Annotated in this window: 31 protein-coding genes; 14 read left to right on the forward strand and 17 right to left on the reverse strand. The window is 64.3% G+C overall.

Going from position 1 to position 23349, the window contains the following annotated elements; genetic code table 11:
* Positions 1 to 52 precede the first annotated feature (52 nt).
* The 4 genes from NKI73_RS09435 to NKI73_RS09450 all read left to right on the forward strand — a co-directional run bounded on the left by NKI73_RS09435 (position 53) and on the right by NKI73_RS09450 (position 3477).
* Complete coding sequence (locus NKI73_RS09435; RefSeq protein WP_352629007.1) at positions 53 to 805, forward strand: pseudouridine synthase; 753 nt, start codon at positions 53 to 55, stop codon at positions 803 to 805.
* A gap of 338 nt (positions 806 to 1143) precedes the next feature.
* Positions 1144 to 1890 carry an SDR family NAD(P)-dependent oxidoreductase gene (locus tag NKI73_RS09440; protein WP_352628822.1) on the forward strand — a complete coding sequence of 249 codons (747 nt, stop codon included), beginning with the start codon at positions 1144 to 1146 and terminating at the stop codon, positions 1888 to 1890.
* A gap of 42 nt (positions 1891 to 1932) precedes the next feature.
* A complete protein-coding gene (locus tag NKI73_RS09445) occupies positions 1933 to 2976 on the forward strand; it encodes an RNA polymerase subunit sigma-70 (protein WP_352628824.1) in 1044 nt (347 codons plus the stop codon).
* A 99-nt stretch (positions 2977 to 3075) separates the two neighbouring features.
* Positions 3076 to 3477 carry a VOC family protein gene (locus tag NKI73_RS09450; RefSeq protein ID WP_352628825.1) on the forward strand — a complete coding sequence of 134 codons (402 nt, stop codon included), beginning with the start codon at positions 3076 to 3078 and terminating at the stop codon, positions 3475 to 3477.
* Positions 3478 to 3489: 12 nt separating this feature from the next.
* On the opposite strand, the gene NKI73_RS09455 is transcribed toward NKI73_RS09450, so the two are convergent.
* A complete protein-coding gene (locus tag NKI73_RS09455; protein ID WP_352628827.1) occupies positions 3490 to 4071 on the reverse strand; it encodes a histidine phosphatase family protein in 582 nt (193 codons plus the stop codon).
* A 204-nt stretch (positions 4072 to 4275) separates the two neighbouring features.
* Here NKI73_RS09455 and NKI73_RS09460 point away from each other — a divergent pair, with 204 nt between their 5' ends.
* Positions 4276 to 4725: a universal stress protein gene (locus NKI73_RS09460; protein WP_352628829.1), complete on the forward strand. Its 450-nt coding sequence runs from the start codon at positions 4276 to 4278 to the stop codon at positions 4723 to 4725.
* Positions 4726 to 4808: 83 nt separating this feature from the next.
* Positions 4809 to 5099 (forward strand): type II toxin-antitoxin system TacA family antitoxin, encoded by a 291-nt coding sequence (locus NKI73_RS09465; RefSeq protein WP_352628831.1) that lies wholly within the window; start codon positions 4809 to 4811, stop codon positions 5097 to 5099.
* Positions 5100 to 5193: 94 nt separating this feature from the next.
* On the opposite strand, the gene NKI73_RS09470 is transcribed toward NKI73_RS09465, so the two are convergent.
* From NKI73_RS09470 to NKI73_RS09480, 3 genes are read right to left on the reverse strand one after another with little or no spacing between them, the layout of a single operon-like run.
* On the reverse strand, positions 5194 to 5496 hold the full coding sequence (locus tag NKI73_RS09470) for a hypothetical protein (protein WP_352628833.1): 303 nt from the start codon (positions 5494 to 5496) through the stop codon (positions 5194 to 5196).
* Between the two features lie 56 nt (positions 5497 to 5552).
* On the reverse strand, positions 5553 to 6302 hold the full coding sequence (locus tag NKI73_RS09475) for a sulfite exporter TauE/SafE family protein (RefSeq protein WP_352628835.1): 750 nt from the start codon (positions 6300 to 6302) through the stop codon (positions 5553 to 5555).
* 21 nt (positions 6303 to 6323) lie between these two features.
* Positions 6324 to 6530 carry a hypothetical protein gene (locus NKI73_RS09480; protein WP_352628837.1) on the reverse strand — a complete coding sequence of 69 codons (207 nt, stop codon included), beginning with the start codon at positions 6528 to 6530 and terminating at the stop codon, positions 6324 to 6326.
* Between the two features lie 144 nt (positions 6531 to 6674).
* Between NKI73_RS09480 and NKI73_RS09485 the strand changes: the two genes are divergently transcribed.
* A complete protein-coding gene (locus NKI73_RS09485; RefSeq protein ID WP_352628839.1) occupies positions 6675 to 7547 on the forward strand; it encodes a LysR family transcriptional regulator in 873 nt (290 codons plus the stop codon).
* Between the two features lie 124 nt (positions 7548 to 7671).
* On the opposite strand, the gene NKI73_RS09490 is transcribed toward NKI73_RS09485, so the two are convergent.
* Positions 7672 to 8394 carry a hypothetical protein gene (locus NKI73_RS09490; RefSeq protein WP_352628841.1) on the reverse strand — a complete coding sequence of 241 codons (723 nt, stop codon included), beginning with the start codon at positions 8392 to 8394 and terminating at the stop codon, positions 7672 to 7674.
* Positions 8395 to 8749: 355 nt separating this feature from the next.
* Here NKI73_RS09490 and NKI73_RS09495 point away from each other — a divergent pair, with 355 nt between their 5' ends.
* The 6 genes from NKI73_RS09495 to NKI73_RS09520 all read left to right on the forward strand — a co-directional run bounded on the left by NKI73_RS09495 (position 8750) and on the right by NKI73_RS09520 (position 13591).
* A complete protein-coding gene (locus NKI73_RS09495) occupies positions 8750 to 9250 on the forward strand; it encodes an Lrp/AsnC family transcriptional regulator (protein WP_095091173.1) in 501 nt (166 codons plus the stop codon).
* A complete protein-coding gene (locus tag NKI73_RS09500; RefSeq protein WP_352628844.1) occupies positions 9247 to 10410 on the forward strand; it encodes a saccharopine dehydrogenase family protein in 1164 nt (387 codons plus the stop codon). Before NKI73_RS09495 ends, NKI73_RS09500 begins: the two co-directional genes overlap by 4 nt.
* Positions 10411 to 10521: 111 nt before the next feature.
* Entirely contained in the window at positions 10522 to 11310 is a 789-nt protein-coding gene (locus tag NKI73_RS09505) for an ABC transporter substrate-binding protein (protein WP_352628846.1), read from the forward strand.
* A gap of 168 nt (positions 11311 to 11478) precedes the next feature.
* Positions 11479 to 12150 (forward strand): amino acid ABC transporter permease, encoded by a 672-nt coding sequence (locus tag NKI73_RS09510; protein ID WP_352628848.1) that lies wholly within the window; start codon positions 11479 to 11481, stop codon positions 12148 to 12150.
* Complete coding sequence (locus tag NKI73_RS09515) at positions 12147 to 12821, forward strand: amino acid ABC transporter permease (RefSeq protein WP_352628850.1); 675 nt, start codon at positions 12147 to 12149, stop codon at positions 12819 to 12821. The genes NKI73_RS09510 and NKI73_RS09515 overlap by 4 nt, the downstream gene beginning before the upstream one ends.
* A 26-nt stretch (positions 12822 to 12847) precedes the next feature.
* Positions 12848 to 13591 (forward strand): amino acid ABC transporter ATP-binding protein, encoded by a 744-nt coding sequence (locus tag NKI73_RS09520; RefSeq protein WP_352628852.1) that lies wholly within the window; start codon positions 12848 to 12850, stop codon positions 13589 to 13591.
* Positions 13592 to 13648: 57 nt separating this feature from the next.
* Here the strand turns inward: NKI73_RS09520 and NKI73_RS09525 are convergent, their stop codons facing one another.
* The 12 genes from NKI73_RS09525 to NKI73_RS09580 all read right to left on the reverse strand — a co-directional run bounded on the left by NKI73_RS09525 (position 13649) and on the right by NKI73_RS09580 (position 22286).
* Positions 13649 to 13948: a type II toxin-antitoxin system RelE/ParE family toxin gene (locus NKI73_RS09525; protein WP_352628854.1), complete on the reverse strand. Its 300-nt coding sequence runs from the start codon at positions 13946 to 13948 to the stop codon at positions 13649 to 13651.
* The gene (locus tag NKI73_RS09530; protein ID WP_031260421.1) at positions 13938 to 14183 is read right to left on the reverse strand and encodes a type II toxin-antitoxin system ParD family antitoxin; all 246 of its coding nucleotides are present in this window, start codon (positions 14181 to 14183) and stop codon (positions 13938 to 13940) included. Before NKI73_RS09530 ends, NKI73_RS09525 begins: the two co-directional genes overlap by 11 nt.
* Before the next feature lie 109 nt (positions 14184 to 14292).
* Positions 14293 to 15540: an arsenite efflux MFS transporter ArsK gene (gene arsK / locus NKI73_RS09535; protein WP_352628856.1), complete on the reverse strand. Its 1248-nt coding sequence runs from the start codon at positions 15538 to 15540 to the stop codon at positions 14293 to 14295.
* The gene (locus tag NKI73_RS09540; RefSeq protein ID WP_352628859.1) at positions 15533 to 16954 is read right to left on the reverse strand and encodes an NAD(P)-binding domain-containing protein; all 1422 of its coding nucleotides are present in this window, start codon (positions 16952 to 16954) and stop codon (positions 15533 to 15535) included. The genes arsK and NKI73_RS09540 overlap by 8 nt, the downstream gene beginning before the upstream one ends.
* A gap of 44 nt (positions 16955 to 16998) precedes the next feature.
* Positions 16999 to 17319 (reverse strand): ArsR/SmtB family transcription factor, encoded by a 321-nt coding sequence (locus NKI73_RS09545; RefSeq protein ID WP_352628861.1) that lies wholly within the window; start codon positions 17317 to 17319, stop codon positions 16999 to 17001.
* A gap of 63 nt (positions 17320 to 17382) precedes the next feature.
* Complete coding sequence (gene arsC / locus NKI73_RS09550) at positions 17383 to 17805, reverse strand: arsenate reductase (glutaredoxin) (protein WP_352628864.1); 423 nt, start codon at positions 17803 to 17805, stop codon at positions 17383 to 17385.
* Entirely contained in the window at positions 17802 to 18554 is a 753-nt protein-coding gene (locus NKI73_RS09555) for an aquaporin (RefSeq protein WP_352628866.1), read from the reverse strand. Before NKI73_RS09555 ends, arsC begins: the two co-directional genes overlap by 4 nt.
* A 14-nt stretch (positions 18555 to 18568) precedes the next feature.
* The gene (locus NKI73_RS09560) at positions 18569 to 18901 is read right to left on the reverse strand and encodes an ArsR/SmtB family transcription factor (RefSeq protein ID WP_352628868.1); all 333 of its coding nucleotides are present in this window, start codon (positions 18899 to 18901) and stop codon (positions 18569 to 18571) included.
* 66 nt (positions 18902 to 18967) lie between these two features.
* Positions 18968 to 19666 (reverse strand): RES family NAD+ phosphorylase, encoded by a 699-nt coding sequence (locus tag NKI73_RS09565; protein ID WP_352628870.1) that lies wholly within the window; start codon positions 19664 to 19666, stop codon positions 18968 to 18970.
* Positions 19660 to 20070 carry an antitoxin Xre/MbcA/ParS toxin-binding domain-containing protein gene (locus NKI73_RS09570; RefSeq protein WP_352628872.1) on the reverse strand — a complete coding sequence of 137 codons (411 nt, stop codon included), beginning with the start codon at positions 20068 to 20070 and terminating at the stop codon, positions 19660 to 19662. Before NKI73_RS09570 ends, NKI73_RS09565 begins: the two co-directional genes overlap by 7 nt.
* A 166-nt stretch (positions 20071 to 20236) precedes the next feature.
* Complete coding sequence (locus NKI73_RS09575; RefSeq protein WP_352628874.1) at positions 20237 to 21670, reverse strand: aldehyde dehydrogenase family protein; 1434 nt, start codon at positions 21668 to 21670, stop codon at positions 20237 to 20239.
* Positions 21671 to 21818: 148 nt separating this feature from the next.
* Positions 21819 to 22286, reverse strand: a complete 468-nt coding sequence (locus tag NKI73_RS09580) for a GNAT family N-acetyltransferase (protein ID WP_352628876.1) — start codon at positions 22284 to 22286, stop codon at positions 21819 to 21821.
* A gap of 287 nt (positions 22287 to 22573) precedes the next feature.
* Between NKI73_RS09580 and NKI73_RS09585 the strand changes: the two genes are divergently transcribed.
* Complete coding sequence (locus tag NKI73_RS09585; RefSeq protein ID WP_352628878.1) at positions 22574 to 23164, forward strand: cation efflux transmembrane domain-containing protein; 591 nt, start codon at positions 22574 to 22576, stop codon at positions 23162 to 23164.
* Positions 23165 to 23349 lie beyond the last annotated feature (185 nt).

Genomic DNA, 23349 nt, shown 5'->3' on the forward strand with positions numbered 1-23349 from the left:
GAAGCCATCGCGGCCCGTGGCATCTGTCGGCTTCACCAACACAGACGGCAGCATGGCACCACGGCAGACACGACAAAGCGGCAGGCAGGCGGCGCCCGGCGTCAGCCTGAACCGGGCGCTGTCGAAGCTTGGCCTGTGCTCGCGCACACAGGCCGAGGTGCTGATTGCCGAAGGCCGCGTGCGCGTCGGCGGCAAGGTGGTGCGCAATGCAGCGCTGCGCGTCGACCTCAACCGCGACCGCATCGTCGTCGACGACAGCCCGGTGGTGGCCGAGCGCAAGGTCTATCTCATCCTCAACAAGCCGCGCGGGCTGGTCACCACCCGCGACGACCCGCAACAGCGCGACACCGTCTATGCCTGCCTGGAAGGGCTCGATTTGCCCTTCGTCTCGCCGGTCGGCCGGCTCGACAAAGCGAGCGAGGGTCTGCTCCTGATGACCAACGACACACAATTTGCGAACCGGCTGATGGACCCCGCCTCGCATCTGCCCAAGACCTATCATGTACAGATCGGTATGGCGCCGGATGAGGCGATGCTGGACAAGCTCCGCACCGGTGTGACCGTCGACGGCGAGACCCTGACCGCCAGCTCGATCGAACTCCTGCGCAGCGGCGGCCGCACCGCCTGGCTGGAGATCGTGCTCGACGAAGGCCGCAACCGCCACATCCGCCGCCTGCTCGCCGCGCACGGCATCGAGATCAAGCGCCTCATCCGCATCGCCATCGGCCGGCTGCAGCTTGGCGACCTCGCCAAGGGCACCGCGCGGCATTTGACACCGGAGGAACTGGCGCTGTTGGCGGGGTGAGTGACAGCTCAAAGGTGGCACTCTGTGGCGCCCCCCTCTGTCCTGCCGGACATCTCCCCCACATGGGGGGAGATTGGCCGTCGTCACGGCCTTCGCCAATCTTCGACGTTGCAGGAGGAGAGCCGGCGGCCAAGCTGCCGATCTCCCCCCTCGTGGGGGAGATGTCCGGCAGGGCAGAGGGGGGCGCGAAGGAGCGCGATCCCGGCTTCTTCAACTGCCAGGCGACGACACGACAAACGCCTCAGAAAAATCCGCACCCCACCGATGATTTCCATCCACCCCCACTGTCCTCATCTACAGGCACCGGAATCCTCCGGGCCGGAAAAGCGAGGTGATCCATGGGATCGTTACAAGGTCAGAATGTCGTCGTGGTCGGAGGCAGCCGGGGCGTCGGCCGCGCCATCGTCGAAACCGTATTGAGCGAGGGCGCGGCGGTTCTCGCCGTCGCCCGCGGCGCGGCCGATCTGAAACAGCTCTCCTGGGAGCATCCCAAGGTGAAGACGCTTTCCGCCGACGCCACCCAGGAGGCGACGCCGGATGCGGTGTTCGCTGCGCTCCAGCCGGACGTGCTGGTGATCTGCGCCGGGGCGCTTGCCCCGTCGGCACCCGTTCAGGACCAGAGCTGGCAGGACTTCTCCGCGAACTGGGACATGGACGTCAAGGCATCCTTCCTGTTCTGCAAGGCGGCACTCCAGGGCCGGCTGAAGCCGGGCAGCCGGGTGGTGCTGATCTCCAGTGGCGCGGCACTCAGCGGCGGGCCGCCGAATTCCGGCGGCTATTCCGGCGCCAAGCGCATGCAGATGTTTCTTGCCGGCCATAGCCAGAAGGAAGCGGACCGGCTGGACCTCGGCCTGCGCTTCATGGCGCTGGTGCCGATGCGCATCATGGCCGGCACCGGCGTTGGCCAGGGCGGCATATCAGGCGTTTCGGCCTATCTCGGCATCAGCCCGGCGGATTTCCTTGCCAGCATGACCGATGTGCAGACACCGGCCGATGTCGGGCGCGCCGTGGTCGCACTCGCCGGCGGCAGGCTGCAGGGCGTCTCTTTCACGGTCAGCGGCAGCGGCCTTGCGGCGGCGGCATGAGGCGCGCAGGATGCCGACCGAAATCAGCACCGCAGGCTCGCCATGACAGATGCTCCCGGCCCGCTTGAGCCGCTGGACCAGCCGATCCTCGATCGGCTGGCCTTCGAGCGCCTGACAATGGCCCACCGCCGCGAGCTCAAGCTGCACTGCTACCGGATGATGGGCTCGCTGCACGAGGCCGATGACCTCGTCCAGGAGACGTTCCTGAAAGCCTGGCGCGGCCGCTCGCAATTCGACGGGCGCGGCTCGCCGCGCGGCTGGCTCTATACGATCGCCACCAACAGCTGCCTCAACGCCATCAAGGCGAGGTCATCGGTGCATCGCATTCTCGAACCGCCCGGACGGCCGCCGACCGAGGGGCGCGCCGCCGGCGGGCCGGCAGCCGAACTCGCCTGGCTGGAGCCCTACCCGGACGCCGAACTGCCGAATCTCGTCGACGGCGAGCCCGGTCCGGAAGCGCGCTACGAGACCCGCGAAGCGGTGCAGCTTGCCTTCGTCGCCGCGATCCAGCTTCTGCCGCCAAGGCAGCGCGCCGCCCTCTTGCTGTGCGACGTGCTGGGCTGGTCGGCACTCGAGACGGCGCACTTGCTGGGCGGCACGACCGCTTCGATCAACAGCGCCCTGCAACGCGCCCGCGCAACGCTTGGTGCGCACTATCCCCAAGGGCGCCCCTTGCAGCGCGAGCGGCCCAACCGCGAAGACAGCCTGCTGCTCGAACGCTACATGCGGGCCTGGCAGGCCGCCAATCTCGACCGCTTCGTCGAGCTGCTGCGCGAGGACGCCACCTACCACATGCCGCCATGGCTGGATTGGTATCAGGGACGCGAGGCGATCCGGGCTTTCTTCAAAACCGTCTGGGGCAATTTCGCCGGCTACCATGCGGTCGCGACGAGGGCCAACGGCCAGCCCGCCGTCGCGATCTATGCGCGGCACCATCAGGAACCCGAATGGCGCGCGCAGTCACTGCATGTCATCGAGCCGACCGACGGCCAGATCGCCTCGCTGACGGTCTATGTCGGCCCGCTCGGGGCCGAGCTGTTCGCCGCCTTCGGCCTGCCGGCCGTCTTGCCTGAGCTGAACAAATGATCATCGCACCCATCTCCTGACAGAGAGCTGTCAGGAGGCCTGGCCTATGGATCTGATGTGGAGCCCGGCAGCGGCTCCAGCAGTCCAGGGAGCCATGCGATGAATTTCGTCTCTGTCCGCATCATCACGTCAGACGTTCAGCGCCTCGTGCGCTTCTACAGCGAGATCACCGGCATGCCCGTGACGATGTACACGGAAGACTTCGCCGAACTCGCCACACCTTCCTGCACGCTGGCGATCGGCAGCACACGCACCTTGATGCTGTTCGGCGGCGACATCGCCCGCCCGGCCGACAACCACACGGCAATCATCGAATTCCGCGTCGGCGACGTCGATGCGGAATTCGCCAGGCTCTCGGAGCTCCTCAGGGATGTCACGGTGCAGAAGCCGACCACCATGCCGTGGGGCAACCGCTCGCTGCTGTTCCGCGACCCGGACGGCAATCTGGTGAACTTCTTCACGCCGGTGACCGCCGAGGCGATCAGGAAGTTCGACAGGTAGGGTGCTTGCGCCCTACCTCTGGTTCCATTTCCGAATGACCGGCTCGCTCAGATCGTGCTCGTAGCCGAGCACGCTGATGCTGGCCGTATCAAGCAAGAACAGCGCTCCGCCTTCGGGCGGCAAGCCGGTCCAGCGCGCCGCCAGCACGCGCAGGAAGTGCGCGCTGGAAAACACCAATATGTCGGCGTTGGCCTTGCGCAATTCGGCGATGATCCTGTCCGCCCGCGCGCCGACATCGGCCGCACTCTCGCCCTTCGGGCAACCATCGCGAAACACGGTCCAGCCCGGCCGCTCGGCCAGGATCTGTTTCGTGGTCAGCCCCTGATAGGCGCCGTAGTCCCATTCCTGCAGATCGTCCTTCTTGACGCTTTGCGCACCGAAGCCGGCCAGCACGCTGGTGTTGTAGGCGCGCTGCGACGGACTCGACCACACGGCCGAGAACGACAGGCCTTTCAGGCGATCCGCGACACCCCGCGCTGCCGCCTCGACGGCCGGCGTCAACGGCATGTCGGTGCGGCCGGTATGCTGCCCCGAAAGGCTCCATGCCGTCTCGCCATGCCGGACAAGGTGGATCTGCGGAAACGCGTTGCTCATGGGATGCCTTTCGATGTCGCCCGCACCTTAGGGGACGATCCCGCAAAGGGGAATCCTGCTGACGCAAAACGTGTTGCCGCCTGGCCCTGATCCGCATCGAGCTGGCCCTGTGATCAGCCCGATGGCGCAACTATATCAAGGTAGCCTCCCAAGGCTCCCGCTACCACGAGGGCGTCGGCCCTTGCACAACAGGTCGAGATCATCATGTACAAACATCTGCTCATTGCCACCGACGGATCGGAACTGGCCGACAAGGGCGTTGCCCACGGACTGACGTTGGCCAAGGGCCTCGGCGCCTCCGTTATTTTCATCACCGTCTCCGAACAATTCCCGATCTTCGCCTGGGGCGGCGCCATGGCTGGCTATGCCACCGGCGATGAACTGGCCGCCTACCAGGAAGAAGCGCGTAAATATGGCAAGCAGGTTCTCGACAAGTGCAAGGCATCGGCGGATGCGGCCGGCGTCTCCACGGAGGTCGTGCATGTCGAGGACAAAAGGCCCGCCGAGGCGATCCTGGAGCTGTCGCAGGTGAGAGGCTGCGACTTGATCGTGATGGCCTCGCACGGGCGTCGCGGACTGGGCAAGCTGCTTCTGGGAAGCCAGACGGCGGAAGTGCTGTCCTACACCGAAATTCCGGTGCTGGTCGTTCGCTGAACCTGTCCGCAAATCTCAGCCTAGCGACTGTAATGACACTGTCATTACAGTCGCTATGATCTGGATGAAGAAGGGAGCTATTCATGCCACCGCCACATCATCCGTTGTCGAAGAGCGTTCCGCTCAATATCCGCGTCAAGCCGGAAGTTCGCAATCTGATCGACCGGGCAGCGGAACTGCTCGGCAAGAATCGCACCGACTTCACGCTTGAAGCGCCGCAACGCGCCGCAGAGGACGCGTTGCTCAACCGGCTCGTGTTTACCGTCGAGCCGGTTGTCTACGCTGAGTTTCTGACCCGTCTCGACGCGCCGCCGCAACCGAACGATCGATTGCGCCGCACCATGACGGCAAAGACTCCGTGGGACGCTGCGTGAGGCTGTCGGCTCCGGTTCCGCTCGCCGAGGCCCGGTCGTACCGAAATTGCACCTTGGCCGCAGTTACCTCCATGGGTGATGGGTTGGTTTGAATCTATGAGCCAGGGTCCGTGATAGGCGGCGCATAGACGATGATCGCGTATCCATCCTGAAGAGCTGCCTCCGCGGCATTTCGCAGAACGTCATCGCTTATTGAAGAAACTTGAACTGCCAATTCCTTAGCATGCCGAACCTCGGCATACTGCCAACCGCAGGTCATAAGATGCGCCGGCGTTGCGGATAGGGCCGACTCCAGACTATTGGCGTTGGCGAAAACCAAGAGCGCGTAGCGCTCGCCATCAATATATTGGTCGTGCCCATCCGCGCACGCCACCAATTTCAACACATGAAGGCTCATTTCATCAGTCTGCTCTTGTATGACCGGTAGGGCTGTAGTTAACCCAAGGAATAGGTCTACAGCATCACCTCGCCCACAAGATACACCCCCAGCGCCAGCAGCCCGGCGAAGAACACCGTGCGGAAGGTCTCGACGCTCATCTTCTGCCGCAGCGCCTGGCCGGCGAACATGCCGGCCAGCGCCGGCACCAAGGCCACGAGCGACCCCGCCAGTTGCGCCGTCGGCGATGCCAGGGCGCCGGTCATGAACAACCCGATGGCCAACGCTGCCGTCGACACGGTGAAGGACAGGCCGAGCGCCTGGATCAGGTCTTCCCTCGCCAGCCGCAGCGATTGCAGATAGGGCACCGCCGGGATGACGAAGACGCCGGTGGCGCCGGTGACCAGCCCGGTCGCAACGCCGACCAGCGGTGACATCAAGGCCTCGTGGCGTGCCGGCGTGGTGAAGCCGGCCCTGGCAAGGCCGACGACGGCATAAAGCACCAGCGCCGCGCCCAGCCCCGCCGAGGCTGCGCCCGTATGCGCGCCGGTCAGCAGGCCGGCGCCGGTGACGGTGCCGAGGGCGACTCCTGCCATCATCGTCCACAGCCGCTTGCACAGGCCGCCGAAGGACGGGCCGGTCACCAATTGCCAGAGATTGGTGACCAGCGACGGGATCAACAGCAAAGCGGCGGCCTGCGCCGGAGGCATCGTCACCGCCAGCAATCCCATCGCCACGGTCGGCAGCCCCATGCCAACGACGCCCTTGACGAAGCCGGCCGCCAGGAAGACGGCGCCGGTCCAGGCGAGGACGCCGGCGCTCAGCATGGTGGCACAGTCGCGGCGGGATCAGTCATGCAGCAGCATGTCGGTTGCATCAGCGGCATCGCGTGTGGCCTTTGCCTGCGTGGCATCGCGGCTGACGGGGACGGCCGAGCATCCCCGCAAACCGGGCTCCGCCCGCGCCATGGCAAGGCAAGCCACGGCGATGGCCAGCACAATCGCCGCGCCTTCAAGAATGCCGAGCCCTTGGCGGCCTGATACTCGTTCGCTCATCGCATATCTCCTTCGAAACTGTTTGACGAAGATCTCGGCCGATCACAATGTGGAAATTGCGCTGCCAGCCTTCGGCCACGACGAAGGCTGGCAGCAGGAAACGACCGCCTCCCGGGGCGCCGGACCGTTTGCAGGAGCAGAAAAATGCGCTTCGATCTGGTCGATCTCCGACTGTTCCTGCTGGTGGCCGAGCGCGGCAGCATCACCCATGGCGCCGAACTTGCCGGGCTGGCCCTGGCGTCGGCCAGCGCCCGCATCAAGGGCATGGAGGAGCGGCTCGGCGCGCCGCTCCTGGAGCGCCGCCGCCGTGGCGTGGTGCCGACCGCCGCCGGACAGGCGCTGCTGCACCATGCAAGGGCGGTGCAGAACCAGATCGAGGCGATGGCCGGCGACCTCGCCGCCTATGCCGATGGCCTTCGCGCCCGCGTGCGGCTGATGGCCAACACCGCCGCCACTGGCGAGCTGCTGCGTAGCATCCTGCCCACCTTCCTTGTCGCGCAACCCCGGATCGACATCGATCTAGAAGAGCGGCCGAGCCATGAGATCGCGCAAGCCGTGGCCAGCGGTGCTGCCGATCTCGGCATCGCCGCGACCTGGGCCGGCCTGTCGCATCTCGAGCAGAAACCCTTCTTCACCGACCGGCTGGTGGTGATCGCCGCGCGGAACCGACCCGGTCTCGAAGGCCGCACCATCAGCCTCACCGAGATTCTCGGCGAATCCTTTGTCGGCCTCAGCACCGGTCATGCGCTGCAGGAGCACATCACCCGCCAGGCCGCCCGCCTTGGCGGTCACCTGCATGTCCGCATCCGCGTGCCTGGCCTCGACAATGTCTGCGGGCTGGTCGCGCAAGGTGCGGGCATCGCCATCGTGCCGGAAAGTGCCGCCCGCCGTTCGGCGCGGACGCTGCGCACATTGCGGCTGACCGACGACTGGGCGACGCGCCAGCTCAACCTCTGCGCCCGCCGCTTCGACGAGCTGACGCCGCAGGCAAAGCTGCTGGCCGCCGCGCTGGCCTGAAGCCAGCAGATTAACGGTGAGCGGCAGCAACCGCGCACCAAGCTGCCCGTTGCCCCACTTCGGGAGCCACGCAACTCGGACGTATCCGCTCATGAGGGACTCCCTCACTGCGTCCCCACTTTCTTCACAGCAGGGCGGGCGCGACAACATGCTTGTTTAGATCGTCGTCTGTGACGCCGTGCGGCAGCTGGTGATGAGGAAAATCCATCCGGAAATTATGAGGTGCCAAGGTGACCGTAATCGTGTTGCCGGTCACGCTTTTGAGCTCACCCGTGGCTGACAGCGCGGCAGGCGAAATCCCGATCTTCACCCCGCCTCCGACTGTGTCGGTCACGGTGATGCCGATCTTGAAGGTCGAGCCGTCGCCCTTCTTCGTCTTGATGCAGACATCGCTGGGATCACCGGCTTGGCTGATCATACCCTCGGTCAGGTCCTTGAGGACCTGCGCAATCGGCGAGCTCTTCAATTCAGTCGGATCGTAGGGAATGCGGTTGCGGCTGGACTTGATATCGCCCTCGAGTGTCAGCGTCTGGGCATCCAGAACCTGATGCGATCCGCTGACCGAAACCCCAATCCCGTTGGCCGAAATGCCGGCTTCGCCGCCCGCGGTGCCCTGGCTGGAGGTGACAAGTTCAAGCTTGACCGTCTTGACGTCATAACTGATGAGCCCGTAGCCGCAATTCATCCGTCTCCGCTCGGCAATCATCCTGGGCAGCTCATACCGCTGGTAGGCAGTATAGACACTGAGCTGATGCTTGGTTTCTGCCACCACCGCCATGATGCGGTCACGCCGAATCGGATTGATCGTGCCGAAATTGGTGCTCGCACAGGCCGTCAACGCCAGCATCGGCAGAGCGCACCCCACCGTGCGTCGCCAATACTTTGCGCGAGACAACATATTGCAACAGCGTAAAGACGCCGCATTGGAATCACTTTGATTCACACGCCGATCCCCCAATATCCCCACACTATATTGTGGGTAAATCATGAATTGCGCAAGTACTCGCCGAAGAAATCGTGAGAACGAGCCATTGAACCGCCCGGACCAACCACACCGATTCCCCTGCCCACTCCCGATCTGTCGGCGATGGGCGTCAGAACGAGGAATCATTGCCTTGCATTTCAAAAATTCGTGACGTAGCTTGTTTGCACATTGGCAAAAAAAATGCCGAAGTTTTTTCCTTTTATGAAAGACGGGGACTTTGCGGGAACATCTCGATCTGACCGATCGGCGGCTGGTCAAACAGCTGTCGCAGGACGCGCAGCCGGGCATCAATCGCCTCGCTGAGATGTTGGCGATTTCGGTGCCGACGGTGCGCACGCGGCTGCGCAATCTGCTCGACCGCAACCTGCTCAAGATCGTTGGGCTGCTGAACCTGACCGAGCGGCCCGAGCTGATCTCGGCGATTGTCGGCATCAACGCCCAGGGGCGCGGCCGGGCTCGCGAACTGGCGCAGCGCATTTCCGAACTGCCCTTCGTCAACTCGGCTTCGGTGGTCACCGGGCGCTTCGACATCATCGTCGACGTGACGGTGGCCGGTGACGTCGCCGATCTCTACCGCGTCACCAGCGAGCTGATCCCGGGCGCCGGCGAGCCGGGCGAAGTCGTGCGCAGTGAGACCTTCGTCGTCATGGCGTCGTGCAACAAATGGGTCAGCCTGCCGGAAGGCTGCTGGTCGGACGACCGCAAGGAGCCGGCATGAAGATCGCGGTTCTCGGCGGCCTCGGCCTGCAAGGCCGAGCGGCCATCGCCGACCTCGTCGCCAGCGACGGCGTCGAGGAAATTGTCTGCGTCGACACCGCACCGGACGGCCCTGCCCGACTTGCCGGCCTGACCGACCTTGCCCGCGTGCGCTTCGTCGTGCCCGATGACGCCATCGGTCCGGCGCTGGCCAACGTGCTTGATGATGTCGACGCCGTCATAGATCTGTTGCCGCAGCCGCTGATGCGCGAGGCGGTGCAGGCCGCCATCGCCACCGGCACGCCGCTGGTCACCACCAACTACGCCAAGTCGATCGCCGATCTGGCGCCGGCGGCCGAACAGGCCGGCGTTCCGATCATGACCGAATGCGGGCTCGACCCCGGCATCGACCTCGTGCTCTACGCCCGTGCGGCAAAGCAGTTCGACTCCATCACGGCAATCGATTCCTACTGCGGCGGCATCCCCGAGCCGCAGGCGATGGCCAAGCCGCTTTGCTACAAGGTCAGTTGGAATTTCGACATGGTCCTGGTCAGCCAGAACCGCGACAGCGTGATGATCGAGGGCGGAAAGCGCGTCGCGGTGCCGGCCGGCCAGCAGCACGACAACCCTTTCATCCATGAGATCGAGGTCGCAGGCCTGGGCAGGCTGGAAGCGTTCCCAAATGGCGATGCGCTGCATTATGTCGAGATGCTGGACGCCGCCAGGGGTCTGCGCCGTTCCGGCCGCTATACGCTGCGCTGGCCGGGATGGTCGGCCTTCTGGGCGCCGCTGAAGGAGCTCGGCTTCCTCTCCGAAGACAAGGTGCCTGGCACCGGCAACAGTCCGCGCGAATTCCTCGGCCGGCTGCTCGGACCCCAATTGCAATATGGCCCCGGCGAAAAGGATCTTTGCGTGATGCGCAATGTCTTTTCCGGCCTCGAAGGCGGCCGCGCCAAGACGGTGACATCGGACCTGATCATCGAGCGGGACTTGGTCTCCGGCCTGTTCGGCATGAGCCTCGGCGTCGGCTACCCCGCCAGCATCGTGGCGCAGATGCTCGCGCGCGGTGACATCAGAAAACCCGGCCTGCTCAACCCGCTGCTCGACGTGCCTGACGAACCCTTCTTCGACGAGCTTGCCAGACGCGGCATCAAAGTCACCGAGACGGTGGCCTGGGACTGAGGATTTTCGAACGGTGGCTGCCGCCGGCAACGGCGCTGCCGCTCAAAAAGCACCCCCAAAGGGTGAAAAACAACGAAGACATGGAACAATAAAACAAGGAGGACTACCAAAATGAATATTGCCAGACTTTTCATCGCCGGACTTGCACTCGCCGGCCTTACCACTGCTGCCACAGCCGGAACGCTGGACGACATCACCAAGCGCGGGGAACTGCGCGTCGCCGTGCAGACCCAGGGACCCCCCTTCTCGCTGGTCGGCGCCAATGGCGAACGCACCGGCAGTTCGGTTGAACTTGCCGAACTGATGGCCAAGGAAATGGGCGTCAAGATCACCTTCCTCGACTTCGACTGGGACGGCTTGATACCGGCGCTGCTTTCGGGCAAGGCCGACCTGCTGGTCGCCGACATGACGCCGACACTGGCGCGCGGCATGAAGGTCGCCTTCACCACGCCTTACATGTATACGGGCAGCACAGTCTTCACCAAGGCCGACAGCAAGTTCAAGACCACCGAGGACTGCAAGGCCAAGGGTACCAAGATCGCCGTGCTGCTCGGTGCCACCGGCGAGAAGGAAGCCAAGACCGCCTTCCCCGATGCCGACATCAAGAGCTACAAGGGCGGCGGTCCGCTGCTGCTCGACGCCGTCAACAACGGCCAGGCCGATTGCGGCGTCAACGACGTATCGGCGGTCAAGGGTCAGTCGACGGCCTATCCGGCCGGCTCCTTCACCATCATGCCGGACCTTTTGTCGAAGGAACCGCTTGCCTTCGCCACCCGATATGACGAGCCGGACCTGCTGGTCTGGATGAACCTGTTCCTCAACCAGGTCAGCATCGACGGCCGCCTGCAGAAGAACCTCGACTACTGGGTCAATTCCGACGCCTGGAAGAAAGACCACTGAGGAATTAGGGGGTAGCGAATAGGAGTAGCGAGTAGGGAGTGGTGAACGGCTGTTCCGGCCACGCTTTGCTGCTCCCTACTTCCCTACTTCCCTACTTCCCTACTCGCTACTCGCTACTCGCTACTCGCTATTCGCTAATCACCCTTCCCTCTTCACCGCCGCGCGCCCATGCTCGAAAATTTCAGTTTCCGCACAATCGTCGAATATCTGCCTCTGTTCGGGCAGGGCCTGATCACGACCGTCTGGCTGTCGGCGCTGTCCTTCGTCGGCGCGCTCGTCGTCGGCATCGTGCTGTGCGCCATGAACCTGCAACGCGGCTGGCTGTTTCGCGCGCCGGCCAAGGCCTATATCGACGCCGTGCGCGCCACGCCCCTGCTGGCGCAGCTCTATTTCCTCTATTTCGGCTTGCCCCGGCTCGGCTTCGTCCTGCCGGAGCTGGTCGTCGGCATCCTCGCGCTATCGCTCAACAGCGGCGCCTATATCGCTGAAATCATTCGCGCCGGCATCCTGTCGATCCCGCGCGGCCAAGTCGAAGCCAGCGTCGCTTCTGGCATGACCTATGTCCAGCGCATGCGCCTTGTCGTCCTGCCGCAAGCCTTCAAGGTGACGATCCCGCCGCTGCTCGGCCAGGCGATCGTGCTGGTCAAGGATTCCGCACTGCTGTCGCTGATCTCTGTTTCCGAACTGACGCGCGCCGGTCAGCTGCTCGCCTCCGACCGCTTCATGCCGGCGGAAGGTTTCCTCACCATCGCCGCCTTCTACCTGCTGCTCTATTACGGCCTGAAGGGGCTGGCTGGCCTCTCCAGCCGCTGGCTCGGCACGGCGGGGGCGCGAACATGATCTGGCAGCAGTTGCTAAGCCTTGCCGGCTCCTATCCGCTGGCCCTGCGCGGCCTCGGCATGACCGTGGTGCTGTCGCTGATCAGCCTGGTGCTGGGCACCCTGCTCGGCTTCGGCCTCGGCATCCTGCGAACCGGCGGCAACCGGCTGATCTCGGGCTTGATTGGGGCCTGGGTCGATCTCATCCGTGGCACGCCGTTCCTGGTGCAGATCTTCCTGATCTTCTTCATCCTGCCGGAGTTGGGCATCGAGCTCGACGCCTTCACCGCCGGCATCATCGCGCTGACCAATCTTGCCGCCTGCTTCATCTGCGAGATCGTCGTCGCCGGCATTCGCTCGGTCCCGACTGGCCAGGTCGAGGCGGCGCTCGCATCAGGCCTGTCGCGCTGGCAGCGCATGCGCCAGGTGGTGCTGCCGCAGGCGATGCGCATCGTGCTGCCGCCGCTGGTCGGGCAATACGTGCTGCTGATCAAGGATTCTTCTGTCGTCTCCGCCATCGGTCTCACCGACCTCACCCGCGTCGGCTGGCTGGTGGTGCAGCGTGTGCCGAACGGCCTCTTGGTCTTCTTCCTCGTCGGCGTTGGCTATTTCATCGTCTGCTATCCCCTGATCATGCTCGCCCGCCGGCTCGAACGCCGCATGGGCGCGGCGCATGGCGAGGTGCAGCTGTGACATCGAACCCAAAGGGCCCAAAAGATATGACCAAAACGGGCATGATCGATTTTCGCGGCGTCAACAAATGGTTTGGCACGCTCAACGTGCTGAAGGACATTACGCTCAGCGTCGAGCCGCGCGAGGTGGTCGTCGTCTGCGGCCCGAGCGGCTCGGGCAAGAGCACGCTGATCCGCTGCGTCAACGGCCTGGAGGCGATCAAGGACGGCGATCTCACCGTCGACGGCCAGCGCCTCGGCGACCCCGCCACCAACATGACGCAGTTGCGCACCGAGATCGGCTTCGTCTTCCAGTCGTTCAACCTCTACCCGCACAAGACCGCGCTCGAGAACGTGACGCTGGCCCCCATCCATGTGCGCAAGATCCCACGCGCGGAAGCCGAAAAGGCCGGGCGCGAATTGCTGGCCAAGGTTGGCCTCGCCGACAAGGTCAATGCCTATCCCGCGCAGCTCTCCGGCGGCCAGCAGCAGCGCGTGGCGATCGCGCGCTGCCTCGGCATGCGGCCCAAGATCATGCTGTTCGACGAGCCGACCTCGGCGCTCGACCCCGAGATGATTTCGGAAGTGCTCGACGTCATGGTGGCGGTCGCCGAGGAAGGTATGACCATGATGGTGGTGACCCACGAGATGGGCTTTGCCCGCAAGGTCGCCCAGCGCGTGGTGTTCATGGACGCCGGCGCCATCGTCGAAAGCGGCACGCCCGAGGAGTTCTTCTCCCACCCCAAGACCGACCGCAGCCGGGCTTTTCTCGGCAAAATTCTCAGGCACTAAGGGCGCACTGACACTCCGGTCAATTTACGCGTTCCTTGGCCGCGAACATCTCGCCCGTCATAGATGTCGTTCAATGTCCATTCGTTGATGCAGGATGCGGATGACATCCAGGGTCATTTCGTATTGACGGAAGAAAACGAAGTGTTGCCCGACGGGATATTTGAAATAGCCCTCGCGCACATCGGTGCGGCGGCCGGTTTTAACGCCACTGGTCAAGGCCTCGATAGCACCGATCAAATCGTGGTGATACCGATCCGCTTGTTCAAGCGACCAGTGCTCGAACGTGTAGAGCCAGATATCTTCCAAATCAGCTTCGGCGAGAGGTGAGAGTCGATATTGGCGGCTCTCATTTGGCATGCTTGGCGCGCATCTTGCTCAGGAATGCAGTGCTATCGAAGGCAACAGGTGCGCCAGATTCCTCGCCGGCGATGAGCGCGTTTTGCAAGGCACGGACCTTGGCCTCATGCTCTTCGAGCAACCGCAGGCCCGCACGCACGACGTCACTCGCCGAACCGTAACGGCCTGTCTGAACCTGCGTATCGATAAAGCCAGCGAAATGGTCGCCAAGGGAAACAGAGGTATTTCGGGGCATGAACGTCCATCCTAGGGTATGATGCCCAACATATACCAAAAATTGGTATATGTCCATGATTCTGGCTCGCAGAAGGGTAAGATACCAAGTCGCCCTGCCAGCGCGCATGTCATGATCTGGTCGCCTCTCCCGGACTGCCGCCCACCACAAACGCAGTCCGGCCATCGCGCCGTCTGAGCAGCGCGATGGCGAGGAAAGCGATCACGCCGCTCGCCGCGACGACCACCAGCACCCACAGCGAATTGGCGACGGATGTCCGAGCCATCATGAAGGCGAGCGCGAACGGCGCGAAGGCCGAGGTGAACTGACGGGCAGCGCTCGCCCATCCGAGCCGCGCGCCATAGCCTTCGCGGCCGAAGAGTTCGAGCGGCAAGGTGCCGCCGACGATGCTGGTGAGGCCGGAACCGAGGCCGAACAGAAACACGAACACGAAGGCGCCGGGCAGCCATGGCGTGGTCAGCAACAACGCGCACAGCCCGGCTGTGAGCAGCGACGCTGCAATGACGGCAAGATGCGTCTGCTGCAGCCGCCCGCCCAACAGCATGTTGATCAGCCGGCTGGCGACCTGCGCCGGCCCGAACAGGGTCGAAACGAAGAGGCCGGCAGTGCCGAGCCCAAGCGCTGCCGTCAGCGGCACCATGTGGATGAGGATCGCCGACAGCACGAAGCCTTCGGTCGCGAACCCCGCCAGCATCAACAGGAACGCGACCCGTCCGCGCCGCGCATCGAGCGGCGCTCCCGCTTCGGGGACCGGCCCGCGCTCTTGGCTCGCGGCCGTCGCGTAACGGCGCGACAGGCGCATCAGCCAGGCGTGGATCGGCAGGCAGAGCCCGAGATTGAGCGCCGCGAACAAAAGATAGACCTCGCGCCATGTCAGCTGCGCATGCAGCGCCGAGGTCAGCGGCCAGAACAGGGTCGAGGCGAACCCGGCGATGAGCGTCAGGTGGGTGATGCTGCGTTGCGGCCGGGGAACCCCGATCTGCACGATCGCCACGAAGGCGGCGCTGTAGAGGACGAAGCTGGAGGCCAGTTCCATCGCCAGCAATGCCAGAACGAAACTCACGCGGTCGGGCGAGAGGGCGCACAGCGCCAATGCCAGCGCCGCCGCAACCGAGCCAATGGTCATGATGCGCCCGGCGCCGAAGCGGTCGGCCCAGCGTCCGGCCGTCGGCGCGAACAGGCTGCCGGCGAACAACGAGGCGGACAGCGCGCCGAACACCCAGCCTTCCCTAAGGCCGAATTCGCGGGCCATCGCCGGTGCCAGGATCGAGAAGCTGTAATAGAGCGTGCCGTAGCCGATGATCTGGGTCAGCCCGAGCGCCCAGATCGCCTTGCGCAGGGCGGACCGGTCAGGCATCAACGCCGGCCGACACGGCTCTTCTCGCCTCGGCATCGGTTCCGCAACCGCAGCCCGATGCGCCCTTTGCCTTGGCGTCCGCATCCCTGACACAGCAGGCATCGACATTGGCGGGCGCAGGCCCGCCGCAGCAGCCGGCGCTTTCCGATCCTGTCACGACACCGACGGCGCTGCACACCCCGGTCTCCGGCAACACCAGCCGCACCTCGCGGGCCGCGAGATGATCTCCGGCAATGTCGGCGACCACCGAGCGGACCTGTTCGTAGCCGGTCGCCATCAGGAAGGTCGGGGCGCGGCCATAGGATTTCGAGCCGACGATGATGAAGCCGGGCTCGGGATGGGCGAGTTCCCTGATGCCATGCGCGGGAACCGTGCCGCATGAGTGAAAATTCGGATCGATCAGCGGCGCCAACGCCGGCGGCGCCTCGACGGCGGGATCGAGCGCGATGCGGATTTCGCCGAGGAACGACAGATCGGGCCGGAAGCCAGTGGTGACGACGATGCGGTCGACGGCCAGGCTGAACGGCTTGCCGGCCAGGCTGGCGTCAGCGACGAGCCCCTCGCCTTGCATCTCGATGCGGTTGACGGCGAAAGGCGCCAGCATGTTCAGCCGGCCATCCGCCATCGCCTGCTTGGCGGCCAGCCCGAGTGCGCCGCGTTCCGGCAACTGGTCGTTCAGCCCGCCGCCGAGCAATCTTTCGACGCTGGCGTGGCGCAGCGCCCAGAAAATCTCGGTGCCGGGCGCAGCGTCCCGCAACTCCATCAGCGCCAGGGCGACGTTGATGGCCGAGTGGCCGCCGCCGATGACGAGGACGCGCTTGCCCGCATAGCTGCTCCTCACTTTGCCGACCACGTCGGGAATGCCATAGGCGATGCGCCCGCGAGCCTCGCCTTCGCCGGGAACCGGCAGCCCGTCGACACCGATAGGGTTTGGCCGCCACCAGGTTCCGGACGCGTCGATGACGGCACGCGCGAGAACGCGGTGCTCGCCGCCGCCATCGCGATAGCGGATGACGAAGGGCGCGTCCTTGCGGCCGTCATTGGCGACCTTGTCATGGCCCTGGCGGGTGATCGCGGTGACCTCGGCGCCGAGCTTCAATTTGGCGGCTATCTCGGGAAGTGCCGCAAGGGGCGCGAGATAATCGCGCACGATCTCGCCGCCGGTCGGCAGGCCTTGGCTGTCAGGCGCCGTCCAGCCGGAGCTGTCGAGCAGCGCCCGCGCCGCCGCATCGATGTTGTATTCCCACGGCGAGAACACCCGTACATGGCCCCATTCGAGCAGTGCCGCACCAACGCTTTCGCCGCGCTCCAGGATGAGCGGACGGATGCCGCGCTCGACCAGATGCGCTGCCGCGGCCAGCCCGACCGGGCCGGCACCGATCACCGCGACGGGAAGGTCTGTCATCATGCTCATAGGTTCGATCCTTCCGGTATCTTCGAATTATACGTCCAAAAAAATCAAGCCAGCGCCTTGGCAACCGCAGGCGCGCAGGTGGTATCGGCGCAGCACTCGTCGGCGAGATAGCCGATCAGCGCATTCATGCCGGGATAGTTGGCGCGGCAGATCAGCGTCGTCGCTTGCCGCTCCTGCGTCACAAGACCGGTGTCGACCAGCCGCTTGAGGTGATGCGAAAGCGTCGAGGACGGAATGTCGAGCTTGCCCTGCACACTGCCGACGGCAAGCCCGTCGTCGCCGGCGCGCACCAGGATGCGATAGAGCTGAAGCCGCGTCGGATTGCCGAGCGCTTCGAGTTGGGCGGCTGCTTTTTCGAGTTTCATGGAAATAAGCTACGCGACACGTTCCGCGCCGTCAACTCAATTTCGAAAATTATGGAAATAGCTTCAGCCAACGCGCTTGCCCGAGGCGTTGACGACCACCTCGCCATCCTCCTTGGTGAACGCGCCGATCTCCGGGTTGGGCAGGATATCCAGCACCTTTTCCGACGGCCGCGCCAACACGACGCCGAGCGGGCTCACCACGATCGGTCGGTTGATCAGGATCGGATGCGCCAGCATGACATCGAGAATCTCCTCGTTGGACCATTTCGGGTCGGCAAGGCCGAGTTCGGCATAGGGCGTGTCCTTCTCGCGCAGCAGGTCGCGCGGTGTCATCCCCATCGCCGCGATCAGTTCGACCAGCCTTTCGCGCGACGGCGGCGTCTTCAGATAGTCGATCACCTCCGGCTCCTTGCCGGATTGCCGGATGATGGCCAGCGTGTTGCGCGACGTGCCGCAGGCCGGGTTGTGATAGATGGTGATGTTCATTTCGAGGCCTTCATCTGTCTGATCGGTTTCGGTTCGGCAAGCAGCCAGCCCGCCAGGGCCAAGGCCAGCAGCGCTCCCAGCAATTCGGCGGCTATGAAACTCGGCAGGTCGATTGGGCGGATGCCAGAAAACGTGTCGGAAAAGGCACGGGCGATGGCGACAGCCGGATTGGCGAATGAGGTCGAGGCCGTGAACCAGTAGGCGGCCGTTATGTAGAGCCCCACCAGCCAGGGGATCGCGTCGGAGCGGAAGCGCAGGCCCGCCAGGATGGTGAAAACGAGACCGAATGCGGCGACTGCCTCCGCGAGCCATTGCCCGGTCCCGGTCCGCACCGTCGCGGAGGCCTGCAGGATCGGCAGTTCGAACATGGCGTGCGCCAAAAACGTCCCGGCGATCCCGCCCACGATTTGGGCTATGGCATAGGCGAGCGCCGCATTCGCCTCGATCTCCCGGCGCAACGCGAACACCAGCGTGACGGCTGGATTGAAATGCGCCCCCGAGATCGGCCCCAGTATCGTGATCAGCACGACGAGGATCGCCCCCGTCGGCAGCGTGTTGCCGAGCAGTGATACCGCGACGTCGTGCGTCAGCCGGGCAGCCATGATGCCGGAGCCGACCACGGTGGCGACCAGCAGCGCGGTCCCCAGCGCTTCCGCGACGATGCGGCGTGGCAAGTCATCCGCAACGAGGTTCGGCCGGCCTTCGGCAGGTTGCGGCCGATCGCGCGCAGGCGCTTGTGGATCGCTCATCGGCGGTTGCTCACCTAGCAGTCACAGGTCACGGCATTGATGACGGGACGGCAGAGTTCCGGCGCGCCGTTGCAGCAATCTTCCATCAGATAGGCCAGCAGGTCGCGCAAGCCGGTCATGTCGGCGACGTAGCGCACGATCCGGCCGTCGCGTTCGGGGCGGATCAGCCCGGCATGGGCGAGCACCTTCAGATGCGCCGACATGGTGTTCTGGACCGTATCCAGCCTTGTCGCGATCTCGCCCGCCGGAATGCCTTGCGGACCGGCGCGCACGAGCAGCCGGAAGACATCCAGCCGCGTCTCCTGGCCAAGCGCGGCTAGCGCGCTCAAAGTATCTTTCTTATCCATATATCCGAATCCTTGGATTTATGGATATCGGCTTCCCCGCGATCTGTAAAGCGTGTCCGCCCGCCGTCAGGTGACCGCCAGCACCTTTCCCGTATCGTGCTGACGCACGAAGTCCACGCGGGCGCCGTCCCAGTGGTAGCTGTAATGTCGGCCCTGCACCGGAATGGTGATTACATCGGGCCAGAAGATGCCGATGCAGCCGCCACCCGGCATGCGCACGCTGTTCCACACCAGCCCGTCGCTACCTGCCGCCCGCAGCGCACACCCTTCCGCCTGCGAGGCGGAATAGTCGTCCGGGTCGAGCACATCAGGTACCGCGTTGACGTCATCGAGGTCGCGGTCGACGCTGCCGATCAGCACGCGGAAATCCGCCGTCCAGCCTGGATCCTCGTTGGTGGCGCGCATGAATTTCTGGTGGTGGTGAATGGTCTCGGCCAGCGCCACGTCCTCGCTGTCACCGGCGTAGTAGATGCCGTAGCTGCCATCCGAGAAGCGTCCGGGCCGCAGCGTCGAACAATGCACGAAGGGCGCCATCACGAAGCTGGCGCCGGGCCCGGAAACCCGCCTCGCGGCGGCCACCTTGCCGAGGTCGCCGATCTCGAACCTTATGCGCGGGTTGGTCTTCGCCTCGACCGAGGCCAGCGCCTCCCAGTCGCGCGGGTCTGCAATGTCCTCGAAGAGGTCTATCGGCGGATGGATGGAGCGGATGATGCGGAAGGTCTGGTGCCAGTCGACGCGGCGACGGACCGCAAGCCCACTCACCATGCACCACGCTCCGCATCAAGCCATTCGCGCATGGCGGCAAGATCGGAAATTTCGCCGCGCAACATCAGGTCGAGCGCCGACTGGCCGCCGAAGGTGGCATTGGGCTTGCGGATCCAGGCATAGCCGCGCGCCGGGTCCGTGAACAAATAGCGCAGGCCCTTGTGGATGCCCATCAGGTGCGCCATCCGGGTGCGCAGGTCACGGTCGATCCTGCCGATGCCGCCTTCCTTCCAGCGTGCCCAGGTGCGGGCCGATATGCCACCTAGCAGGATGCAGGCCTCCAGGTCGGTCAGATTCCAGGCCTTGAACAAATTGACTGTAGTGCGCGCCAGCGCACCCGCCTCTTCATCCGAGATGGCGCTGCCAACCGTGGCCGGCGTCGTGACTATGGACTGAAGCTGCATTTTCTGCTCACTCTGCTATTGGCAGATATATAGCATGTATTTGCCAATTGGCAAGGATGAGATCGAGTCGTGGCGTTGCAAGGCTGCGGTTCCTCGCCCCACGGAGTGCAGCGCCTACTTTCGACAAATGGACAGTGCGCGGGCAGATCGCCGCGCCCTATCGTGCCTACTCGGCCGCCTCATACCCGGCGATGCCCTTGATCTCGAGGAAATCCTCAAGCCCGTATTCGGCGTATTCGCGGCCGTTGCCCGACTGCTTGTAGCCGCCGAACGGCAGGCCGGCGTCCCACTGGGGATAGTTGATGTAGACGTTGCCGGTGCGCATGCGCGCCGCCACTTCGCGCGCCTTCTTCATGTCCTTGGCCTGGATGTAGGAGGCGAGACCGTAGACGGTGTCGTTGGCGGTCTCGATCACCTCGTCGACGCTGTCATAAGGCATGATCGCCAGCACCGGCCCAAAAATCTCCTCGCGCGCGATGCGCATGTCGTGGGTGACGTCGGCGAACACCGTCGGGCGGACATAATAGCCGCGGTTGAGTTCGGCAGGCCGGCCGGTGCCGCCCGCCACCAGCGTCGCACCCCCGTCGATGCCGGCCTGGATCAGGTCCTGTATCTTGTCGAACTGGATCTGGCTCACCACCGGTCCGAGCTTGGTGCCTGCTGCATCGGCGGGGCCGACGGTGAACTTTTCCGCTGCCACCTTGGCATAGCCGGCAGCCTCGTCGTGGCGGTCGCGCGGTACGAACATGCGCGTCGGCGCGTTGCAGGACTGGCCGCTGTTGCTGAAGCAGCCGGCGACGCCCTTGCTGACGGCGCTTGCAAGGTCGACATCCCCGAACAGGATATTGGCCGACTTGCCGCCAAGCTCCTGATGCACGCGCTTGACCGTGTCGGCGGCTGCCTTGGCCACCAGGATGCCGGCACGGGTCGAGCCGGTGAACGACATCATGTCGATGTCGGGATGGCTGGACAGCGCCTGGCCAACGCCCGGACCGTCGCCATTGACGAGGTTGAAGACGCCTTTCGGCACACCAGCCTCGTCCAGAATCTCGGCGAAGATGATGGCGTCGAGCGGCGCGATCTCGGATGGCTTCATCACCATGGTGCAGCCGGCGGCGAGTGCGGGACCGACCTTGCAGGTGATCTGGTTGAGCGGCCAGTTCCACGGCGTGATCAGACCGACGACGCCGATCGGTTCCTTGACCACCAGATGGTTGCCCTTCACGTGGCGAAATTCGAACGTCTTCAGCACGTCCGCCATCTTCTGCAAATGCGCAAGGCCGATGCCGACCTGGCTGTCCAGGGCCATCTGGCGCGGCGCACCCATCTCACGCGACACGGCAATCGCCAGATCGGGGCTACGCTTCTTGTAGATCGCGACGATGCGGTTCAGGAGCTCTAGCCGCTCGCCGACCTCTGTAAATCCGAATGTGTTGAAAGCACGCCTGGCGGCGGCGACCGCCTTGTCGACATCGGCCTTGGAGCCGAGCGATATCTGCGCGAAGGCATCCTCGTTCGACGGATCGATGACGTCCAATGTGTTGGGCACAACAGGATCAACCCACGCACCATCGATATAGAACTGCAGATTGTGTGACATGGTTTTCTCCTTGGCCGCATGGTCGCGCCGGGCCGTAATATCTGGCTAGAGATAACGATGCACAAACGCCGCTGTCAAACGCAACCCCCGAAGTGGTTGAGCCAGTGCGGCAGTGATTGAGCCAGGGGGCCAGTTCGGACCGTCCGCGTCACCCGGCCAGCCGCTTGCTCATATAGACCGTCACGCCATTCATGAACGGCTCTTCGCGGTCGATCGTATAGCCGTGCTTTTTGTAGAGCGATACGTTCGCCTCGAAGGCGCCATTGGTCAGCAGGCGAAGCTCGAGGCGACCCGCTTCGATCGCCTTTTGCTCGGCGCGCTCCAGCAACAGCCGGCCGATCCCCCTGCCCTGCGCATCCGGTGTGACGCAGACATTCTCGATCCAGAGGTGATCGTCGGCGAGGATGGTTTCGATCATCCCGACGATCTGATCGCCCTCGACGGCGAGATCGAACGGATGCTCGGCAACGACCTTGTCGTAGTCGGCGCGCATCGGCAGCGGCTCGCGGCCGATCACCGGCACCCATTTGGCATAGGCGGCGCGCACGATGTCCCTGATCGCGGTGGCATCCGCCGGCTCGGCCGGCCGAAGCCGGATGGAAGAAACGATGGTCATGAAAGTGCTCCAGAATATGAAAACCCCGCCGATCTGTTTGAGGCGGGCGGGGCTGGAAACGAACGAACCGGGTCTATCGTGCCGGTCTTCGTCGTTGCGCAATCAGCTCGCCGCTCCGCATCGTGCAGGGACGGCGTCGCTTGTCGTTGGTGGGCGCAAAGACGAACATGGCGTCAAGCTGGAGCATGCAGCGGGGCGCTGTCAAGACGGCTGCTCGATCGGTAATGTCTCATCTAATGGAATCGCTGCAGGCTGCGCGGTAACGGCGATTGATCGATGGACAAAACATGACCGGAACACTGAACAAGGCGGTGCGGATGGTTGCCATCCTGAACCTGGCCTATTTCGGAATCGAGTTTGCCGTAGCCGTCTGGATCGGGTCGGTATCGCTGTTCGCCGACAGCATCGATTTTCTGGAGGATGCATCCATCAACCTCCTGATCATGGTCGCGCTGGGCTGGACCATCCGCAACAGAGCGCGGCTCGGAATGGCGCTGGCGGGAATACTTCTGATCCCGGCTTTGGCGACCTTGTGGACGGCCTGGGAGAAATTCAACATTCCAATCCCGCCAGCGCCCGTTCCGCTGACGCTTACCGCGGCTGGCGCGATCCTCGTCAACCTGTCGTGCGCGCTTATGCTCGCTCGCTATCGCCATCACAGCGGCAGCCTTACCCGTGCAGCCTTCCTCTCGGCGCGCAACGATGTCCTGGCGAATGTCGCAATCGTTGCCGCCGGCCTGGTCACGGCATTTGTGTGGAACTCGGCTTGGCCCGATATCGTCATCGGCCTCGCAATTGCCGTCATGAATGCGGATGCCGCCCGCGAAGTCTTCACGGCCGCGAGACGCGAGCTCTCGGAAAGCCAAATTTCAAGCTGAGACGCTCCCGCCGATCCGGGCGTAGAGCGCGCGCACGCTCGCGGCGACATCGGCCTCGACCTATGCTGGGCTCTATGCCTGGAAAAGCCCGTCGCATGAATCCGTTCGAACGCGACGCGCTTTAGGAGTCGGCTGACGGCTGACGGCCGCCCCTCTTGGCACCAACAGCGCAATCCATCTGGATT

The organism is Mesorhizobium sp. M0496, from assembly GCF_040321205.1.
In the GTDB taxonomy this organism is placed as follows: domain Bacteria; phylum Pseudomonadota; class Alphaproteobacteria; order Rhizobiales; family Rhizobiaceae; genus Mesorhizobium.